19 protein-coding genes and 1 tRNA gene are annotated in these 15,913 nt (G+C 53.3%); 14 read left to right on the top strand and 6 right to left on the bottom strand.

What is annotated here, in order from left to right:
• Window positions 1–34 precede the first annotated feature (34 nt).
• A complete protein-coding gene (locus RUE5091_RS07645) occupies window positions 35–925 on the top strand; it encodes a DMT family transporter (protein WP_058281299.1) in 891 nt (296 codons plus the stop codon).
• A gap of 119 nt (window positions 926–1,044) precedes the next feature.
• On the opposite strand, the gene RUE5091_RS23540 is transcribed toward RUE5091_RS07645, so the two are convergent.
• From RUE5091_RS23540 to RUE5091_RS22560, 4 genes are all read right to left on the bottom strand, one after another.
• Window positions 1,045–1,263: a cupin domain-containing protein gene (locus RUE5091_RS23540; RefSeq protein ID WP_279385376.1), complete on the bottom strand. Its 219-nt coding sequence runs from the start codon at window positions 1,261–1,263 to the stop codon at window positions 1,045–1,047.
• A 3-nt stretch (window positions 1,264–1,266) separates the two neighbouring features.
• A complete protein-coding gene (locus RUE5091_RS23535; protein ID WP_243470729.1) occupies window positions 1,267–1,455 on the bottom strand; it encodes a cupin domain-containing protein in 189 nt (62 codons plus the stop codon).
• Between the two features lie 339 nt (window positions 1,456–1,794).
• Window positions 1,795–2,658: a DMT family transporter gene (locus RUE5091_RS07635; RefSeq protein ID WP_058281297.1), complete on the bottom strand. Its 864-nt coding sequence runs from the start codon at window positions 2,656–2,658 to the stop codon at window positions 1,795–1,797.
• A gap of 411 nt (window positions 2,659–3,069) precedes the next feature.
• Window positions 3,070–3,291 carry a cupin domain-containing protein gene (locus RUE5091_RS22560; protein ID WP_082643582.1) on the bottom strand — a complete coding sequence of 74 codons (222 nt, stop codon included), beginning with the start codon at window positions 3,289–3,291 and terminating at the stop codon, window positions 3,070–3,072.
• Between the two features lie 238 nt (window positions 3,292–3,529).
• Here RUE5091_RS22560 and RUE5091_RS07630 point away from each other — a divergent pair, with 238 nt between their 5' ends.
• The 5 genes from RUE5091_RS07630 (at window position 3,530) to RUE5091_RS07610 (ending at window position 8,239) form a co-directional block, all read left to right on the top strand.
• Window positions 3,530–4,744 (top strand): tyrosine-type recombinase/integrase, encoded by a 1,215-nt coding sequence (locus RUE5091_RS07630; protein WP_058281296.1) that lies wholly within the window; start codon window positions 3,530–3,532, stop codon window positions 4,742–4,744.
• 336 nt (window positions 4,745–5,080) lie between these two features.
• Complete coding sequence (locus RUE5091_RS22555) at window positions 5,081–5,254, top strand: helix-turn-helix transcriptional regulator (RefSeq protein ID WP_082643581.1); 174 nt, start codon at window positions 5,081–5,083, stop codon at window positions 5,252–5,254.
• Window positions 5,255–5,257: 3 nt separating this feature from the next.
• A complete protein-coding gene (locus tag RUE5091_RS07625) occupies window positions 5,258–5,557 on the top strand; it encodes a hypothetical protein (protein ID WP_058281295.1) in 300 nt (99 codons plus the stop codon).
• Window positions 5,557–6,438 carry a DUF7146 domain-containing protein gene (locus tag RUE5091_RS07620; protein ID WP_058281294.1) on the top strand — a complete coding sequence of 294 codons (882 nt, stop codon included), beginning with the start codon at window positions 5,557–5,559 and terminating at the stop codon, window positions 6,436–6,438. Before RUE5091_RS07625 ends, RUE5091_RS07620 begins: the two co-directional genes overlap by 1 nt.
• A 247-nt stretch (window positions 6,439–6,685) precedes the next feature.
• Window positions 6,686–8,239 (top strand): hypothetical protein, encoded by a 1,554-nt coding sequence (locus tag RUE5091_RS07610; protein WP_058281292.1) that lies wholly within the window; start codon window positions 6,686–6,688, stop codon window positions 8,237–8,239.
• Between the two features lie 268 nt (window positions 8,240–8,507).
• Here the strand turns inward: RUE5091_RS07610 and RUE5091_RS07605 are convergent, their stop codons facing one another.
• Window positions 8,508–9,170 carry a hypothetical protein gene (locus tag RUE5091_RS07605; RefSeq protein ID WP_131726286.1) on the bottom strand — a complete coding sequence of 221 codons (663 nt, stop codon included), beginning with the start codon at window positions 9,168–9,170 and terminating at the stop codon, window positions 8,508–8,510.
• Between the two features lie 332 nt (window positions 9,171–9,502).
• Window positions 9,503–9,592 (bottom strand) — tRNA-Ser (locus RUE5091_RS07600).
• A gap of 123 nt (window positions 9,593–9,715) precedes the next feature.
• Here RUE5091_RS07600 and RUE5091_RS07595 point away from each other — a divergent pair.
• The 8 genes from RUE5091_RS07595 to proB all read left to right on the top strand — a co-directional run bounded on the left by RUE5091_RS07595 (window position 9,716) and on the right by proB (window position 15,867).
• A complete protein-coding gene (locus RUE5091_RS07595) occupies window positions 9,716–10,558 on the top strand; it encodes a DUF2059 domain-containing protein (RefSeq protein WP_058281290.1) in 843 nt (280 codons plus the stop codon).
• A complete protein-coding gene (locus RUE5091_RS07590) occupies window positions 10,558–11,358 on the top strand; it encodes a DUF2059 domain-containing protein (RefSeq protein WP_058281289.1) in 801 nt (266 codons plus the stop codon). The genes RUE5091_RS07595 and RUE5091_RS07590 overlap by 1 nt, the downstream gene beginning before the upstream one ends.
• A 220-nt stretch (window positions 11,359–11,578) precedes the next feature.
• Window positions 11,579–12,187, top strand: coding sequence for a 50S ribosomal protein L21 (locus RUE5091_RS07585; RefSeq protein WP_058281288.1), 609 nt, complete (start codon window positions 11,579–11,581; stop codon window positions 12,185–12,187).
• A gap of 11 nt (window positions 12,188–12,198) precedes the next feature.
• Entirely contained in the window at window positions 12,199–12,468 is a 270-nt protein-coding gene (gene rpmA / locus RUE5091_RS07580; RefSeq protein ID WP_050602452.1) for a 50S ribosomal protein L27, read from the top strand.
• A gap of 91 nt (window positions 12,469–12,559) precedes the next feature.
• A complete protein-coding gene (locus tag RUE5091_RS07575; protein ID WP_058281468.1) occupies window positions 12,560–13,168 on the top strand; it encodes a LysE family translocator in 609 nt (202 codons plus the stop codon).
• On the top strand, window positions 13,165–13,701 hold the full coding sequence (locus tag RUE5091_RS07570) for a GNAT family N-acetyltransferase (RefSeq protein WP_058281287.1): 537 nt from the start codon (window positions 13,165–13,167) through the stop codon (window positions 13,699–13,701). The genes RUE5091_RS07575 and RUE5091_RS07570 overlap by 4 nt, the downstream gene beginning before the upstream one ends.
• 37 nt (window positions 13,702–13,738) lie before the next feature.
• Complete coding sequence (gene obgE, locus RUE5091_RS07565) at window positions 13,739–14,773, top strand: GTPase ObgE (RefSeq protein ID WP_058281286.1); 1,035 nt, start codon at window positions 13,739–13,741, stop codon at window positions 14,771–14,773.
• Window positions 14,761–15,867, top strand: a complete 1,107-nt coding sequence (gene proB / locus RUE5091_RS07560) for a glutamate 5-kinase (RefSeq protein ID WP_058281285.1) — start codon at window positions 14,761–14,763, stop codon at window positions 15,865–15,867. Before obgE ends, proB begins: the two co-directional genes overlap by 13 nt.
• Window positions 15,868–15,913 lie beyond the last annotated feature (46 nt).

Raw genomic sequence — 15,913 nt, 5'->3', positions numbered from 1 at the left:
TGGTGGAGCAAGTGTTCGAGAAAGCGCAATCGACATGAACAGGCCAGTCGCACTCGACTATCTGCTGCTGGTTGGGATCAGCCTTATTTGGGGGTCGCAGTTTGTCCTGAATGAACTGGCCATCAGGAGCTTTTCACCACTGGTCGTTGCAACCGGACGGGTGCTGATCGGTTTTTTCACCCTGACGATCATAGCTTTAGTGATGTACAGGCGCTCAGCCAATTCCGCGACAGAGGGCGATCGACAGCCCTGGTCGCTTTACTGTGCTATCGCGATTGCTGAGGCAATCCTGCCATGTTTTTTGATCCCCTGGGGGCAGCAGCATGTCGACAGCAGTATTGCCGCCATCCTCCTTGCAACCGTGCCTATCTTTACATTGATACTGGCCCCGTTTTTCGTGAAAGACGAGCATTGGAGTTTGATCGCTGCGCTGAGTGTCATTGTCGGCTTTATTGGTGTTTTGGTTCTGATCGTTCCAAGTATCAAAGGCAGCTGGCTGGCAAACATAATCGGCGAGTTGGCAATCATGGGTGGCGCACTGAGTTTCTCGGCAAGCCTGATCATGATGAAACACCTGTCGAATGTGCCACCGGTTCTGGCGATGCGGAATGTCTTTATGATCGCGTCCGCAGTGTTGGTGGTTTTAACGCTGATCCTCAGTTCCGCATGGAAACCGAACCCAGAGTGGCAGAGCATAACAGCACTAATGGGACTAGGTGTATTTTGTGGTGGCGTCGCTTATGTTCTGTTCATTTATATGGTTGGTCGAACCGGCCCGACATTTACTGCACTTTCCGGCTATTTGATCACGCTGGTTGGCGTTTTCATCGGCATTGCGTTTCTTGGTGAACGATTACAGGTGAATGACATACTGGCGCTTATTCTGATCATTGCTGCGCTGTTCATCGGCAAGTTCAAATCTTAAAGGGCTGCCATGCCGCGTTTACCTTGGTGCAATGAAAACATCCTGTTTCGGGAATTTTTCGACGACATCAAGTTTTTGATCGAAATAAGCGGCAAGCAGGTAATCTGGAGTCCCTGCGATCATTCCGAAAGGTCGATGGCCTGATATTCTCCGGTGTTGAACGCAATCAGTATACAGGCTTTTTCCTCACCAACATTTTCAATCGAGTGCCCGTAGCCCTGCGGAATATAACCAACATCCCCTTTGTTCAGAGACTCTTTGGCGAAACGGCCATTTGCACCGAAAATTGTAATACCGATGCTACCGTTCATTACGTATTGCCATTCATCTGCATTCAGGTGTCAGTGGAACTCTCTCATCCCCTTCGGTTCAAGCTCCAGCACCACACCAGTCACTGTGGTTGAGATAGGGAATTCCGATTGGCTGACCAGCCATTCACGACCACCTGCGAATGAAGAGTTCGGTTCCTGATCGAGAAGCCTGTATTTGTGTGTGTTCCGAGGTGTGGCCAGATGGCCCTGATGAGGCATTGCAGGTTCTTCTGGGGGAGGGTCACCGTGCACGAAATAGACTTCGCTTTTGGGAAATGAACCAAATGCTGCAGTGGGCAGGCCCAGGGACTTTGACAACAGGTCCTTCGGCGCGTGACCGATCCAGTCCGTGATGCTGAACGTACCGAATTCAGAGAAATAACCGACGCAAATGCGGGAAGCTACAATACGGTAGATTTTGATTTGACAAATGTCGCTTATGGGCCGCTCTAATCGTAGCTGGGCGGTTCTAACCGACAGGTGCTGCGTTCTCTCCTAGGTCTGTAGTGATCCCAACTGGGTCGTTCAAATTCGCTAAGCTAGGTCCAAGGACTGTAATCACATCGCGTGGGCCTTGCGAGCGCCTGTTATCGCGTCAATAACAACCGCAAGTAGGACCGTGGTGCCACCGAGAACTGTCATGAGCCCAACGTTCTCGCCAAAAATTATCCACACCCAAACCGGGGCGAGGACGATCTCCACCAATCCGAGCACAGCGATTTCCGCTGCCGGAACCGATCTGGAACCGGCCGTGATAAGCAAGAGCGCGCAGCCCAGTTGAAAAGCGCCCATTGCAAGGCTGATCAATAAGTCATGCATGGAAACAGAAAATCCAGTGCCGCTCATCAGTGTCGCAAACGAGGCCGTCAGGAAGGTGAAGCATCCCCCTGCCAGTGCAAGTACCAATAGATCATTGGATCGCCCCCAGCGAAGAGAAACAGCAAAGATTGCAAACCCAAAGGCAGCGATCAACCCCGCAATGTTCCCCCAGAACTGTCCAATTGATAATCCGCCGCCGACCATAATGGCCACACCGCCCAACCCGAGCACAATTGCAAACCAGGTTGCCTTGCGTACCTGCTCCGACAATAGAGCGCGCCCAAGTAAGGCTGCAATAAATGGTGCCGCAGCGACCAGAAAAAACGCGTTGGCAACCGTGGTATGTTCGAAGGCAACGATCACACCGCACGAGGCAAGCATGAGGCCAATACCACCAACCAGAACGGGTGGATCAATTTTTGTTAAAACTCCTCGCATGCCGTCTTGCTGCCGGATTGCAATGACCATGGCGAGAAACAAGATAGTTCCAATGGAGCGGTAGACCAAAATTTGCCAGGATGTAGCCGCGTCGACCGCCCGAACACCGACACCAATGGTCGAAGACACGAGCATTCCGAGAGCCACAAGCAGGACGCCGCGCATGTAACTCTGACGAAGTCGCGAATTGGATTGGTCTGGCGATGGCAGCGGTAGAACTCCCTTCTGGTGCCGTCACTTAAAGTGAACCATAATGAAGGCTAATGCGAAGAGGTCATTCGGTCTAACAAGAAAAAAACCGCCGGAATTCTGAACAACGAAGCCATCCAATGAAGAGCTGGTGTAATTCCGCCTGAATTAGTGGTCAGTCCTAGTAAGGTAGCTGCGGCGACAGCACTCGATGGGCAGTGGGCCGCAGATAGTAGATTGAAGTGATATCCGAAATTTGGTGTGAATGCCGCGAAAGTTCACTTTGTTGCGCCTCGCGGCCATGAGACTACTATGCGACGAAAGTCAGCCGTGAGCCCATTTTGGTCGTAGGTTCGATCGCAGGGATCACCTCGCAATTTGAACCTCCTAAGAGACGATCATGTAGTACTTCCGCAATTTCTCGGTGATCTCCCAAATCAACTTACTGCCTTTTTTGATGAAAAACGTATCACCAGCCGTGAAGGTCTCGGCGCCTCCGTCAGGATGCGTCAGTGTTACGGACCCGGAAATCACGGTCATCATTTCATGTACCGGATAGGCGTCGATCTCTTCACGACAGATTAGGCATTCCCAGACACCCGAGAGAATAGTTTCGTCGTCGTTTGCAAACTCAAACCAGTTTCGTTCGTATCACTGGTTGTGAAATAGTGGCGGAGAGACAGGCAGCCATGCTATGATCCGAGTTGATCCACTGAGCGCTCATAAGGTCAATATAATAAACCGCTATTTTTTGATTTGGCGTCCAAAGAAGTCTTGCGCGTTCCGGTGAAATCCAGCATCAAATGGGGGATAAAGTGACGGACAAAAATACGGAACGAGCAGATTCATGGCAGCAGGCAAACCTCTGACAGCAACCTTTGTCAAAAACATCAACAGGCCTGGGAAATATTTCGACAACAGCCGCTATGGCTTGTTCCTAAGAATAGACAAACAGGGTCGCAAGTATTGGATTCAGCGGATCGTGATCTCTGGCAAGCGCCGAGAGATCGGCCTTGGAAACTTCCCGCTTGTCACGCTGTCGATGGCGCGGGAACAGGCGGTTGAGAACAAGCGCAAGACCTATCTGGGCGGCGATCCCCTGGCTGAGAAGCGCAAAGCCAAAATGGATACGGACTTCGCCAGCGTTGTTGAGAAATACCTTGAAGCCAAGCTCGCAGAATTCCGCAGCGAAAAACACAAGAAGCAATGGAACGCGACACTGGACACCTATGCGATACCGGTGATCGGCAATAGGGCAGTAGAAACCATCGACGTTACGGATATTGTCTCGGTTCTCAAACCGATCTGGGAAGAGAAGACCGAAACCGCCAGCCGCTTGCGTGGGCGCATTGAAAAGGTCTTGTCTTGGGCAACCGTGAACGAGTTGCGCATTGGCGACAATCCGGCACGCTGGAAAGGCAACTTGTCAGAGGTCCTCCCCAAGCCAAGCAAGGTCGCAACCGTGAAGCACCACCCTGCGCTGGCGCAGAGTGACACCGGGCGCTGGTGGGCCGATCTTTCCAGTCGGGACGGAATATCGATCAAGGCGCTTCAATTTGCGGCTCTCACTGCCTCGGGCTCAGGTGAGATACGCGGCATGACCTGGGATGAAGTGGACTTTGAGGCGGGTCATTGGACCATTCCAGCCGCGCGCATGAAAGCGCGGCGGCAGCATCGCGTTCCACTGACCCCATCCATGATTGTTTTGCTGAAAGAGCTGCCTCGGCTTGAGGGCTCACCTTATGTGTTTTTTGGAGCCAAGGGCGGCATGCTTTCGGATATGGCTCTGTCGTCTGTGATGCGGAAAATGCACAAGGCAGACCTGGCAAAGTGCGGTCCAGGCTACTTTGATGCCAAAAGCGGATCACCTGCCGTCCCGCATGGGCTGCGCTCCACCTTCCGCGATTGGGCCGCAGAAGAGGGTTATGATCACCACATGGCAGAACTGGCACTTGCGCATAATGTGGACAGCATGGTCGTGCGCGCATACCGCAGAACCGACGCTCTGGAGCGCCGCCGTAAAATGATGGTTGCCTGGGAAAAATTCTTGAAAAAAGAGTAGAGGAAAATCAGTCGCTTAGGATTTCCGTCCAAAAAAAGCGCAATTCATATGAATTCCCGTACCTAATCCCCCAAACCTGCCCATAACTTTCTGTATAATATAGGTTTTGACCTGCCATCGGGAGCCCGTTGGCAGGTGTTTTTTCCTGTGCTTATTCGGACTTACGCGGCGCTTACTGGCAGTTAGCGCTTCGTGTCGGCCCCGATGCGCCAACATCGGAACCGACGGGAAGTTAGGAATTTAGAGCAATCCCTGCCTTCCTCGATACTGCCGACAACGGTTCGCGTCAAAAGAAATGGCGCGGCATTCGAAGGGGCATATTGAAGTGCAAGAAAAATCTATCGCAGGCCAGATGTGGAATCCCTGGTGGGTCTTTCTCGATCCACCATCTACGCTATGATTGCGGACGGAACGTTCCCAAGGCCGATCAAGCTTGGGAAGCGCGCTGTGGGCTGGCGTCAGTCTGATGTTTTGACCTGGCTGGAAAGCCGCGCAAGCGAGGCGGTGTGAACAATGGTTGATACACTGCAAGCAACATCTATCGAGCAAAAGACCGATCACCGGGAAACCTCAGACGTCTATCGTGGCGAATTGTTCCGTCGCGGTCGCTACCGTGTCGCGACCTGCCGGGACGGGATGCAATGGCTGTTCCAGCGCCAACGGTTCCAGTTTACGGCTGGTGGAGCGGCCTGGGACACGTTGGGCTACTGCGTGACCCGGAAGGCTCTAATCGGACTCCACCAGGCGTATAAAGCGCCTCAGCATGAAAAATTGCAGGCCTTGCCCAAACGCTTCAAGCGGGAGGTGGTGTAATGCGAGACGCGGAAACCATCACGCAGGCCTTGGGTGGGCGCTGGTCTGGGCGGTCTGGCATTGCCTGCTGTCCAGCCCATGACGACCGCTCACCCAGCCTGAGCATCGCAAACGGACATTCAGGTCAGCTTTTGCTGACCTGTCATGCCGGGTGCAGCTTTGTGCATGTTCTGGAGGCGCTCAAAGGTCTGGGACTAGCGGGCAGCCAAGAAAAATATGCGCCGCTCTCTAGCGAAGTTGTGCGCAAGAACCGTGAAGAGGAACGCCGCCAAACATTACGGCGGGCAGAGATTGCTCAATCCGTTTGGAAAGAGGCTCAACCAGTTTGCGGCACACCGGGCGAAACCTACCTGCGTAAACGTGGGATTACATGCCCGCTGCCGTCTTCCCTACGTTACCTGGATAGGTGTTGGCACCCGGCAGCCAAACAGGTGCCCGCCCTTATAGGGTATGTAGGCGGAACCGACACATTCGCCGTGCACCGGACATATCTACGTATAGATGGCGCTGGCAAAACAGACCTCTCCCCAAGCAAGGCCATGCTTGGGGCAACCAAAGGCGGAGCGGTTCAACTCTCCAATGCGCCTGGGCGGCTCGTGGTGACAGAAGGCATTGAAACCGGGCTGTCGCTGCTCTCTGGTTTGATGCACGGACCCATAGAGGTTTGGGCGGCGCTAAGCGCCAGCGGAATGAAATCCCTATACCTGCCGGAACATCCTGGTGAATTGGTGATTGCGCCAGATGGCGATGCCGTTGGCCGCGAGGCGGCGCAAGTGCTGGCACACCGCGCCTATGCCTTGGGCTGGCATGTCTCATTGCTGCCTGCACCTGACGGCTATGACTGGAACGACGTACTGATGGGAAAGGCAAAAGCGCAATGACAATCCATCCAAAAGAAGAGAGTTTTGCGCCGGATTGGCCGGAACCGGCATCGCGGTTCTTGCGGGATGAACGCGCCGCTGCGCCCAGGCTGCCTCTAGAAAAGGTCTTTGGACCAAAATGGGCGCAATGGATCACGGTTGCGGCTGAGGCCAAGTCATCGATAGTAAAGCTATCTGGCGGTGAAGTGACATAGGTGAAGATGAGGTTGCGGATCTGAAGGATTACAGGAGGACTGTCCAAGAATATTTGGACCATTTCTCTTACCTCATCGTTCTTGACGATGTGGATACCCTAACAACTAAAGGCGTTGATCCTGGGGCTGATTTTCTTTTTCGAGCGTTGAGCCGAGCAAAAAAGAGATCCAAAGTACTTTACACCATCAGAAATGCGCCGTCTCAATCCATTCATAATTCAATTGAAGTTCCGGGACTTATTGGGCGTGACTATGATGAATTTGTGAATGAGTGCATTGCAAAGTTCAATGCGCCGGAGCCAAGTCAAGAATTCAGAGAAAGCCGCCTTCCTCTCTTATCGGAGAGACGACCACTTGTAATCGAGTCGATCATTGCACTGTCACGAACTGCTGGTGGTTATTCAGGTGCGGATCGACTGTTTACACAAAATATCGGCGACGACGTTCGAGATTATGTCTTTTCCCGAGAGTGGGACGCTTTGCCAAACGGATTGGAACGTCCATTGCTTGCAGCCCTCGCTGATCTCAATAGGCCAACTTCATTCGATGACCTAAAAATTGTCCTTCGGGCCGGCGACTCTGCAATTCGTGATTCCATTGCTGCAGTTCGAGAGATGTTTCTGACAATTGACGACGCTGGCGAGAGCACTCTTTTTTCACTTGCAGGACTGACACGCAGTTTCGTCAATTCAAAGAAGGAGAGCTTAAAACTGTACCCGGCCGTTAAGGAGCGCGTTCGTGCTTTCAAGCGAACGGCAAAAATTGCCTCTCCGGAAGTTGCTAGACTTGTAGCTACTGTCAGAAGGTATGTACCTCTGAGGTTATCGTCCCACAGTTCAAGTGACCTTAGAATTGCTCTGAATCTGGTTAGGGATCCAAAACTGAAACTGAGTGTTACAGAAGATCCAGTTTTCAGGGCTCTGAAAGGTTACGTTGAAGCTAGCCAGACGCGCGTGGACTTATCGGAGGTTCGAGAAGATTTTCATTATGCACTGCAAATGAAACATGAACCAGAGTTCGAAGAATTGACTGCATGGTTTGATGCGGAGAAGTCTTCAAATGTTGTTGGTGAACACCTTTTTTCAATAATGGATGCAGTAACTTCCGGAAGAAGGTACTCGGAAGATCAGAAGATTGGAATGGTTTCTAGAAAAGCGACGACTGCGTACCACATCGCTCAGCAGAAACTGGAGAGCTCTCCCGACGAGGCTCTAGCTTTGATGCGGTTAAGCATCTTGTTGCACACTAAAGCATTTAAACACAATGCATTGAATGGTTCTCCGATGACGAACATCTCAGAAAAGTACGCTCTGAATACCGCTGATCAGTACTTTAGAATTATCTCTTCTTATAGACCTTGGGAACTATTCAGCGAAATGAAGTCGCTTCAAAATGATACTGAAGGATATCTAGACCCAGTCGCAGAAGCGTTGTTTGCTCATATTGAGCGGCTACCTCTGGCAACCTTAGCTAAGCCCGAGAAATCGCGGATAAAGAATCAAGCCCGTGATACCCTGTCGTCAGGATTCAGAAAGGAGAAATGGTTGGACACAACTTTAACTCCGCGCCTTGAAGATCAACTGAAGAGTTTTATAAACCGTTTATAAAACCAAACAGTGCATTTTAAGGCGCTCAGGGGAATCGAGTTCACATAAAATAAGATCGAATCAGTGTCACAGTATTGCTCGATTTGACTTGTCCAGCCGCTTTCAAACAGTACCGTCGAAATAATCTCGATGAGTTCCTGTAAATAGATCTGGTCAAGTCGAGCAATACTTTCCTTTCGCCAGCATTAGCCGCAATGACCGCGCCTTTCGACTATTGAACCCTGATCGTGTCCGACATTGGTGGACCCGCCCGGCTTTAGCTGGCAATTCACCAATAGCCTCTACAGGCATCTCCTATCATGCCAGCACCCGATTCAATCGACTTTCCTGCTGCATAACCGACGAGCATGTCCCCTACACCAGGAAGATAAACCATAGCCCCAGCACCAACAGACGCATTGAACGATATCGTTGAGACACCTTTAGTGGCAGACCACGCACGCGACCAAATCGTTCGATTATCGCGACTTTCTAATGGAGAAATTTCTCCCCTATATGCTTTGCACGCCATCTTTTGCGACAATCGAATCTTATCTTCTGTATCCGCCAGTAGTTCGCTAGCAGCGATTGGATCAGACAACTGCCTTTGCACAGCCCTCACTGACCTGCCTAAGTCTGCGGCGGCTGCCTCATTCACGCCGGACTGCATAGCAATCGCCCGCTCCATCCTTTCGAACTCGTCAAGAAAGGAAATCAATGGCATGTCACCGTCGACACGTGTCGACAGAGCATTTGAAAGATCTGCAGAAAACTCTGGATCTTCAATTAAATCCGTGAGTGCTTTACAGCAAATTTGAAGCATTTGCGTCGCATCATTGAGTGACAAAACCTCCGTTCGGGTTGGACGTAGTTCCATCATAGAATTCGCTACATTTGCCCAGTAGCCATCATCGAATAAAACACCCATTATCTTCCCAATCTCAAACTTCAATTGATTAACTTTCCATTGACGATGCCGCTTGAGCCTCATCAAAGCAACTACTCAAAGGGCATTTTGTGTATTTGAGTTGACGCTCTACTAGGCTGGACAAACGCGATTTCTTCCAACCAATGCGTATCTCAAGTTCGTGCTCTCTCGCACAGCAAAACGCCGTTTACTTCTTAAACAACCGAGAAATTCAGGTTCACAAACCCAGTTAAATGGCAGAAAAAAAAGCTCGAGACTGCCTCTCCGCTGCGCAATCCAAGGGGGGAGTGAATGAGGGAAAGACTCGCATCTCCACAAAGATTAATAAATCTTTACAGCAAGTTAGCATGATTTTATGGCGGAGAGACAGGGATTCGAACCCTGGGTGGGCTTGCACCCACAACGGTTTTCGAGACCGCCCCGTTCGACCACTCCGGCACCTCTCCGCGGGGGTCTGTGAGGGGGGGATTTAGTGAGGAACGCGCGGGGGTGCAAGCAGAAAATTCCCGAAATTCACTATGACAGTATTTTCCATTGCCAGACGGCATAAAACACCTAGGGTTTCAGGTATGACTTATTCCCTACACCGTACCGCTTTCACCTTTTTCCTGTTGATTCTGACGCTGGCCGCAGTGCCAGTGACGTCCTTTGCTGCTGGACGTGATCGGATTGAGGCATTTTTGACCACAACCGGGTTTGATGTGGCGTTGGAAAGTATTGCGCTGTCATCAGCCTCGGCCCCGAAGATTCTGGGTATCGACCCCGACGGATTCGGATCAGATTGGACGCGGCTGACAGAAGAGGTGTTCGACACCAAGGACATGCATGAAACCGCAGTGTCCATCCTGGAACGGACACTTAGCGACGAAGCGCTTAACCACGCAGTGGAATTTTATGCCTCGGACTTGGGGCAGCGTTTGGTTGAGGCAGAAAACGCCTCTCATATGCTTGAGGATGAAGAGGCCAAGCAACAGCACGGGCAGGAGATTGTGGCCGGGCTGATCAAGGATGGCTCGCACCGGGTAGAAAGCCTTAAACGGATGAATAGGGCGATTGATTCCAGCGGGACAGCCTTGCGGGCCTTGCAGGAGATCCAGCTGCGGTTTTTGCTCGCCGCCAGTGCCTCGGGGGTGATTGATCTTCAACTGGACGCTGACGAATTGCGCCTGATGATGCGGCAGAATGAAACCGGAATGCGTCAAGCGCTGCAATTGTCGGCGCTAGCGGGGGCGGCATATACGTATCAGGATTTCTCGGACGCCGACGTGACCACCTATGCCGAAGCGCTGGAGCAGCCGCTGATGCAAGAGGTCTACGAACTGCTGAATGCCGTTCAATATGAAATCATGGCCATGAAGTTCGAAATTCTTGCCGCTCGGATGGCGGACCTGCACCCGGCTCAGGATATCTGATGCGATTGGTTGCGGCGTTTCTAGCTCTGTTCGCATGGGCAGTGCCATTGCAGGCCGAAGAAAAGATCGAACGGCTTATGCAAGCTTTGCAGCTGGACGCGGTCATCACTATTCTGCGGGACGAAGGAAACTTGCTTGGGCAGGACCTGCAACAAACCTTTCTGGACGACAATGGTGGCCCGGTCTTTCTGGATCAGGTGGATCGGATTTACGATGCGGACAAAATGCGCAGTCAGGTCAAAGAAGTCTTCGAGGAAGCCCTGACCGAAAGCCAGATGGAACGAGCCATCCTGTTTTTTGAAAGCGATCTGGGGCAAGATATCATCTCGTTGGAATTGTCAGCCCGCGTTGCCATGGCAGATGAAACCATCGAAGAAATGGCGCAGGATGCATATGAACAAGGTGACCGCAGCACGGAACTGTTTCGTCTGGTTGACGAATATATTCAGGTTAACAACCTGATTGACGAGAATGTCCAGAATTCCATCAGTGCAGATTTCAATTTTTTCCGCGGAATGACCCTGGGGGCCGGAGCGGATGATGGCGAACTTTTGGCACAGCTTCTCGAGGAAAAAGACAGTGTGACCGAAGACACCCGCACGTGGCTGTATTCCTTCTTCCTGCTGGCCTATAAACCGCTGAGCGACAGCCAGATGCGAGAGAACATCGCTTTTTCACGAACCGAGACGGGTAGGGCGATCAATACGGCACTGTTTGAAAGCTTTGATCGGATGTTTGACACGATCTATTATCAGTTGGGTCTTGCGGTCGCTCAGGTCCTGAAAGGATCGGACCTTTAGGGGCGCATTTGATGTTGACTTTCCCCTGCAATCTTTGGATAAGCGCGCATCCCGGCCGGTTCTTCCGCGCCGGGTCTCGTTATTATTGACCCAAAGGGCGTATCCCAAGGGTCGTCACACAGCCCGAAAGGGGCGCGCTGTTCGAGGTGGCTCTCAAGTTTCTTGGGGCCAAAACACCCTAACGGGGACCACAGAACGCGGTTTGAAAAAGGAAAGACGCATGTTTGCGGTCCTCAAGACTGGCGGCAAGCAGTACAAGGTTCAGGCGGGCGATGTGCTCCGTGTTGAAAAGCTGGCTGCCGACGCAGGTGAAAAAGTTCAATTCAACGATGTTCTGATGCTGGGCGGTGACGCACCGGTTGTTGGCGCACCTTTCGTTGAAGGCGCAGGCGTACAAGCCGAAGTGATCGAACAGGTCAAAGGTGACAAGGTCATCAAGTTCGTCAAGCGCCGTCGTAAACACAGCTCGAAGCGTACCGTTGGCCACCGTCAGAAACTGACCTTGGTTAAAATCACCGACATCTTGGCGTCGGGCGCTGAAAAATCGGGCATCAAGGCTGCGACTGGTTCGGCACCGGCTGGCGATGCGGCACCTGCTGCGAAGCCAGCCAAGAAAGCTGAAGCCAAGGCAGAGGCACCTGCTGCTGCTGCTGACGATCTGACCGCGCTGACTGGTGTAGGCCCCGCCGCCGCCAAGAAGCTGGCAGAAGCCGGTATCGAGAGCTTTGCCGCTCTGGCCGCCTTGTCGGACGAGCAGATTGCTGCTATCGAAACGGTCAAAGTAAAACCCGAATGGGTTGAGCAGGCCAAAGAGTTGGCCAAAGGCTAAGGAGAGAGAGAATGGCACATAAAAAAGCTGGCGGTTCCTCCCGTAACGGTCGCGACTCAGCTGGTCGCCGCCTTGGCGTGAAACTGTATGGTGGCCAGGCCGCCATCGCAGGCAACATCATCGTGCGTCAGCGCGGCACCAAGTTTTGGCCGGGCGAAGGCGTAGGCATCGGCAAAGATCACACCATCTTTGCAACTGTCGATGGCGCCGTGAAGTTCCACAAGGGGCTCAAAAACCGCACCTTTATTTCGGTCCTGCCAGTGGCGGAGGCCGCAGAGTAAGCCGAAACCCAAAAGGTTTGAAAATTCTTGGGGACCGGCAGAAAATGCCGGTCCCTTTTCTCGTTTTAACGCAGATTTGATCAAGGTTCAGATGACAGTCGCAACCACCAGTTTTCTGATCTTTGCCGCCAGTCAGGTCGGCACGCCGGGACCGGCCAATATGGTCCTGCTGGGAACCGGTGCGCGCTATGGTTTTCGGGCGGCACTGCCTTTCGTGGCGGGCGTCGTTCTGGGCAAGCAACTGATCATCTGGCCTGTCGGGTTTGGGGTGCTGCATCTGGCAGATCAGGCTCCTGAGGTGTTTACCGTCCTGAAATATGCTTCGGCGGTATATATTTGCTGGCTTGCATGGAAAATTGCCAATCTGCGCCTTTCCCGGCAAGACAGCCACGGCGACGTGCCGGGGTTCTGGTCCGGACTAGTGGTGCATCCGCTGAACCCCAAGGCTTGGGCGATGATCATTGCTGGCTTCACTGGTTTTGTCGCGGTGGGAACACCCAGTTTTGAGGCAACAGCTACAATTGCTGCTTGTTTGTTGGTTTGTCAGGCGTTTCTTCATCCAATCTGGACATTTGCGGGGGATAGAATTGCCCACGCGGTTGAAGGACGGCCTGCGGAAAAATATCTGATGTGGACGTTGGCGAGTATTACTGTTGCGTCCGTATTTTATGTGTTGTTCGGAGGAGGAACGCACTCATGAAGATTGAGACGATAATTAACCAGCCGGTCATCGAAACCGAGCGGTTCGACCTGCGACCATTGCGTCGGTCGGATATGGGTCTCATTGAACATTATGCAGGTGATAAGCGCGTGGCGCGGATGACAACGTCGATCCCGCACCCATTACCGCCCGGTTCGATCGAGGCATTTGTCACACGGTCTATGACAGAAGAACGAGAAGAAGACGTGTGGGCGATGGATGCCACCAAAGATGACGGCCCTGAACTGATCGGTTTGATCTCGCTGACGCGTCTGGATCGGAACCAGTCCGAGGTTGGTTATTGGGTCGCGCCGGTCTATTGGAACACAGGCGTTGCCTCTTCGGCCGTTGAAGCGCTGGTCAATGCCAACCCGTTGGAAAACGCCACTATGTTTGCCAGCGTGTTTCAGGACAATCCGGCCTCGGCACGGGTGCTGACCCATTGCGGGTTTGAATATCTGGGTGATGCCGAAAGCTATTCGGTGGCGCGTGATGCGAATGTGCCCACCTGGACATATACTAAAAAACTCTGACTTGTGGCCGATGGGGCCTTTGCAGTAGGGGACAGTCATGAAATTTCTCGATCTTGCAAAGGTCTACATCCGGTCCGGGGCCGGAGGTGGTGGTTGCGTCAGCTTTCGGCGCGAAAAGTACATAGAATATGGCGGTCCCGATGGCGGTGACGGCGGTAAAGGCGGGTCTGTCTGGGCCGAGGTCGTTGACGGGCTAAACACCCTCATCGATTTCCGCTATCAGCAGCATTTCTTCGCCAAGAACGGTCAACCCGGCCGCGGCCAACAACGTACTGGCAAGGATGGTGACGAAATTGTCCTGCGGGTTCCGGTCGGCACCGAGATTCTGGACGAGGACGAAGAGACCGTCATCTGCGATCTGACAGAGGTTGGTCAGCGGGTATTGCTAGCCAAGGGCGGTAATGGCGGCTTTGGCAACCTGCATTTCAAGTCGGCCACCAACCAGGCCCCGCGCCGGGCCAATCCGGGGCAAGCGGGGATCGACCGCACGATTTGGCTACGGTTGAAACTAATCGCCGACGTGGGTCTGCTGGGCATGCCCAATGCGGGCAAGTCGACCTTTCTGGCGGCAACCTCCAATGCTCGCCCCAAGATCGCGGATTATCCCTTTACCACGCTTCACCCGAACCTTGGCGTTGTCGGCGTTGATAACGTTGAATTTGTCGTCGCTGACATTCCCGGCCTGATCGAAGGCGCCCACGAAGGCCGTGGAATCGGAGATCGTTTTCTGGGTCATGTGGAACGCTGCGCCGTTCTGCTGCATCTGGTCGATGGCACGTCTGAAACTGTGGCTGACGACTATCGAACCATCATTCACGAGCTTGAGGCTTACGGTGGTGAACTGGCCGAAAAGCCCCGTATCACGGTGCTGAACAAAGTCGACGCGCTGGATGATGAAGAACGCGAGCTGGCCAAGTCCGAGTTAGAGGAGGCCGTCGGCGGCCCCGTCATGACCATGTCCGGCGTGGCGCATCTGGGCGTGACCGAGGTTCTGCGCGCTTTGCGTGCACAGATCGACGAAAACCGACTGCGACAAAAGCCGGTTGAGGAGTCGAAGTCGTGGCAGCCCTGACCTCGGCCAAGCGACTGGTGGTCAAGATCGGGTCCGCCTTGCTGGTGGATCGGGACACGGGCCTTTTGCGCTCGGACTGGTTGCATTCTCTGGCACAGGACGTGGCCTGGCTTAAAGGGCAGGGGATGGATGTCATTCTGGTATCGTCCGGCTCCATCGCGCTGGGGCGCGGGGTGTTAGATCTGCCGATGGAGACTTTGCCACTTGAGAAATCGCAAGCTGCTGCCGCTGTCGGCCAGATCAGGTTGGCCCGTGCCTATGAAGAGGCGCTAACGCCGCACAAGATCACCACCGCGCAGGTTCTGGTGACGTTGGAAGACAGCGCCGATCGCCGCCGCTATCTGAACTCGCGCGCTACGCTGGAAACATTGCTGGGCTTGGGTGTAGTACCAATCGTTAATGAAAACGACACGGTAGCGACGGATGAGATTCGCTATGGTGACAATGATCGCCTGGCGGCGCAGATCGCCGTCACTGTCGGTGCGGATCAATTGATCCTTCTGTCGGACGTCGACGGTTTTTACACCGGCAACCCGACCGAGGACGCTTCGGCCACGCGGTATGATGTGATCGAAGAAATCACCCCCGAGATCGAACAGATGGCGGGAGACGCCGGTTCGGGCCTGTCCAAAGGCGGAATGAAGACTAAACTGTTGGCCGCCAAGATGGCGACCGCCGCCGGGTGTGATATGGCAATCACGGAAGGATCACCTCTGAACCCGCTGAAAATGCTAGAAAACGGCGCGAACTGCACTTGGTTCACAGCGACCATGGACCCACACGCGGCACGGAAGCGGTGGATTTCGGCAATGAAACCGCGCGGTGAAATTGTCGTGGACGCGGGTGCAGCGCGAGCGCTTGGTAATGGTAAAAGTCTGCTGCCCGCTGGGATCGTCGAAGTAACCGGTGACTTTGGGCGTGGCGATCCAGTGGCCATTCTGGACCCAGAAGCGCGACGCCTGGCGCAAGGCCTCAGCCGTTACACCGCGCAAGAGGCAGACGCGATTAAGGGTCGTAAATCCTCGGAAATTGAGGCAACCCTTGGCTACCCAGGCAGGGCTGTTTTGATCCACCGAGACGATTTGGCGCTGTAGCTGCGCGATGTTAGAACACCAAAAGACCGACCGAAAGGCACATGAG

It is taken from the genome of Ruegeria denitrificans, assembly GCF_001458295.1.
Classification (GTDB): Bacteria; Pseudomonadota; Alphaproteobacteria; order Rhodobacterales; family Rhodobacteraceae; genus Ruegeria; species Ruegeria denitrificans.
This window is presented reverse-complemented; position numbering and strand designations above follow the sequence as displayed.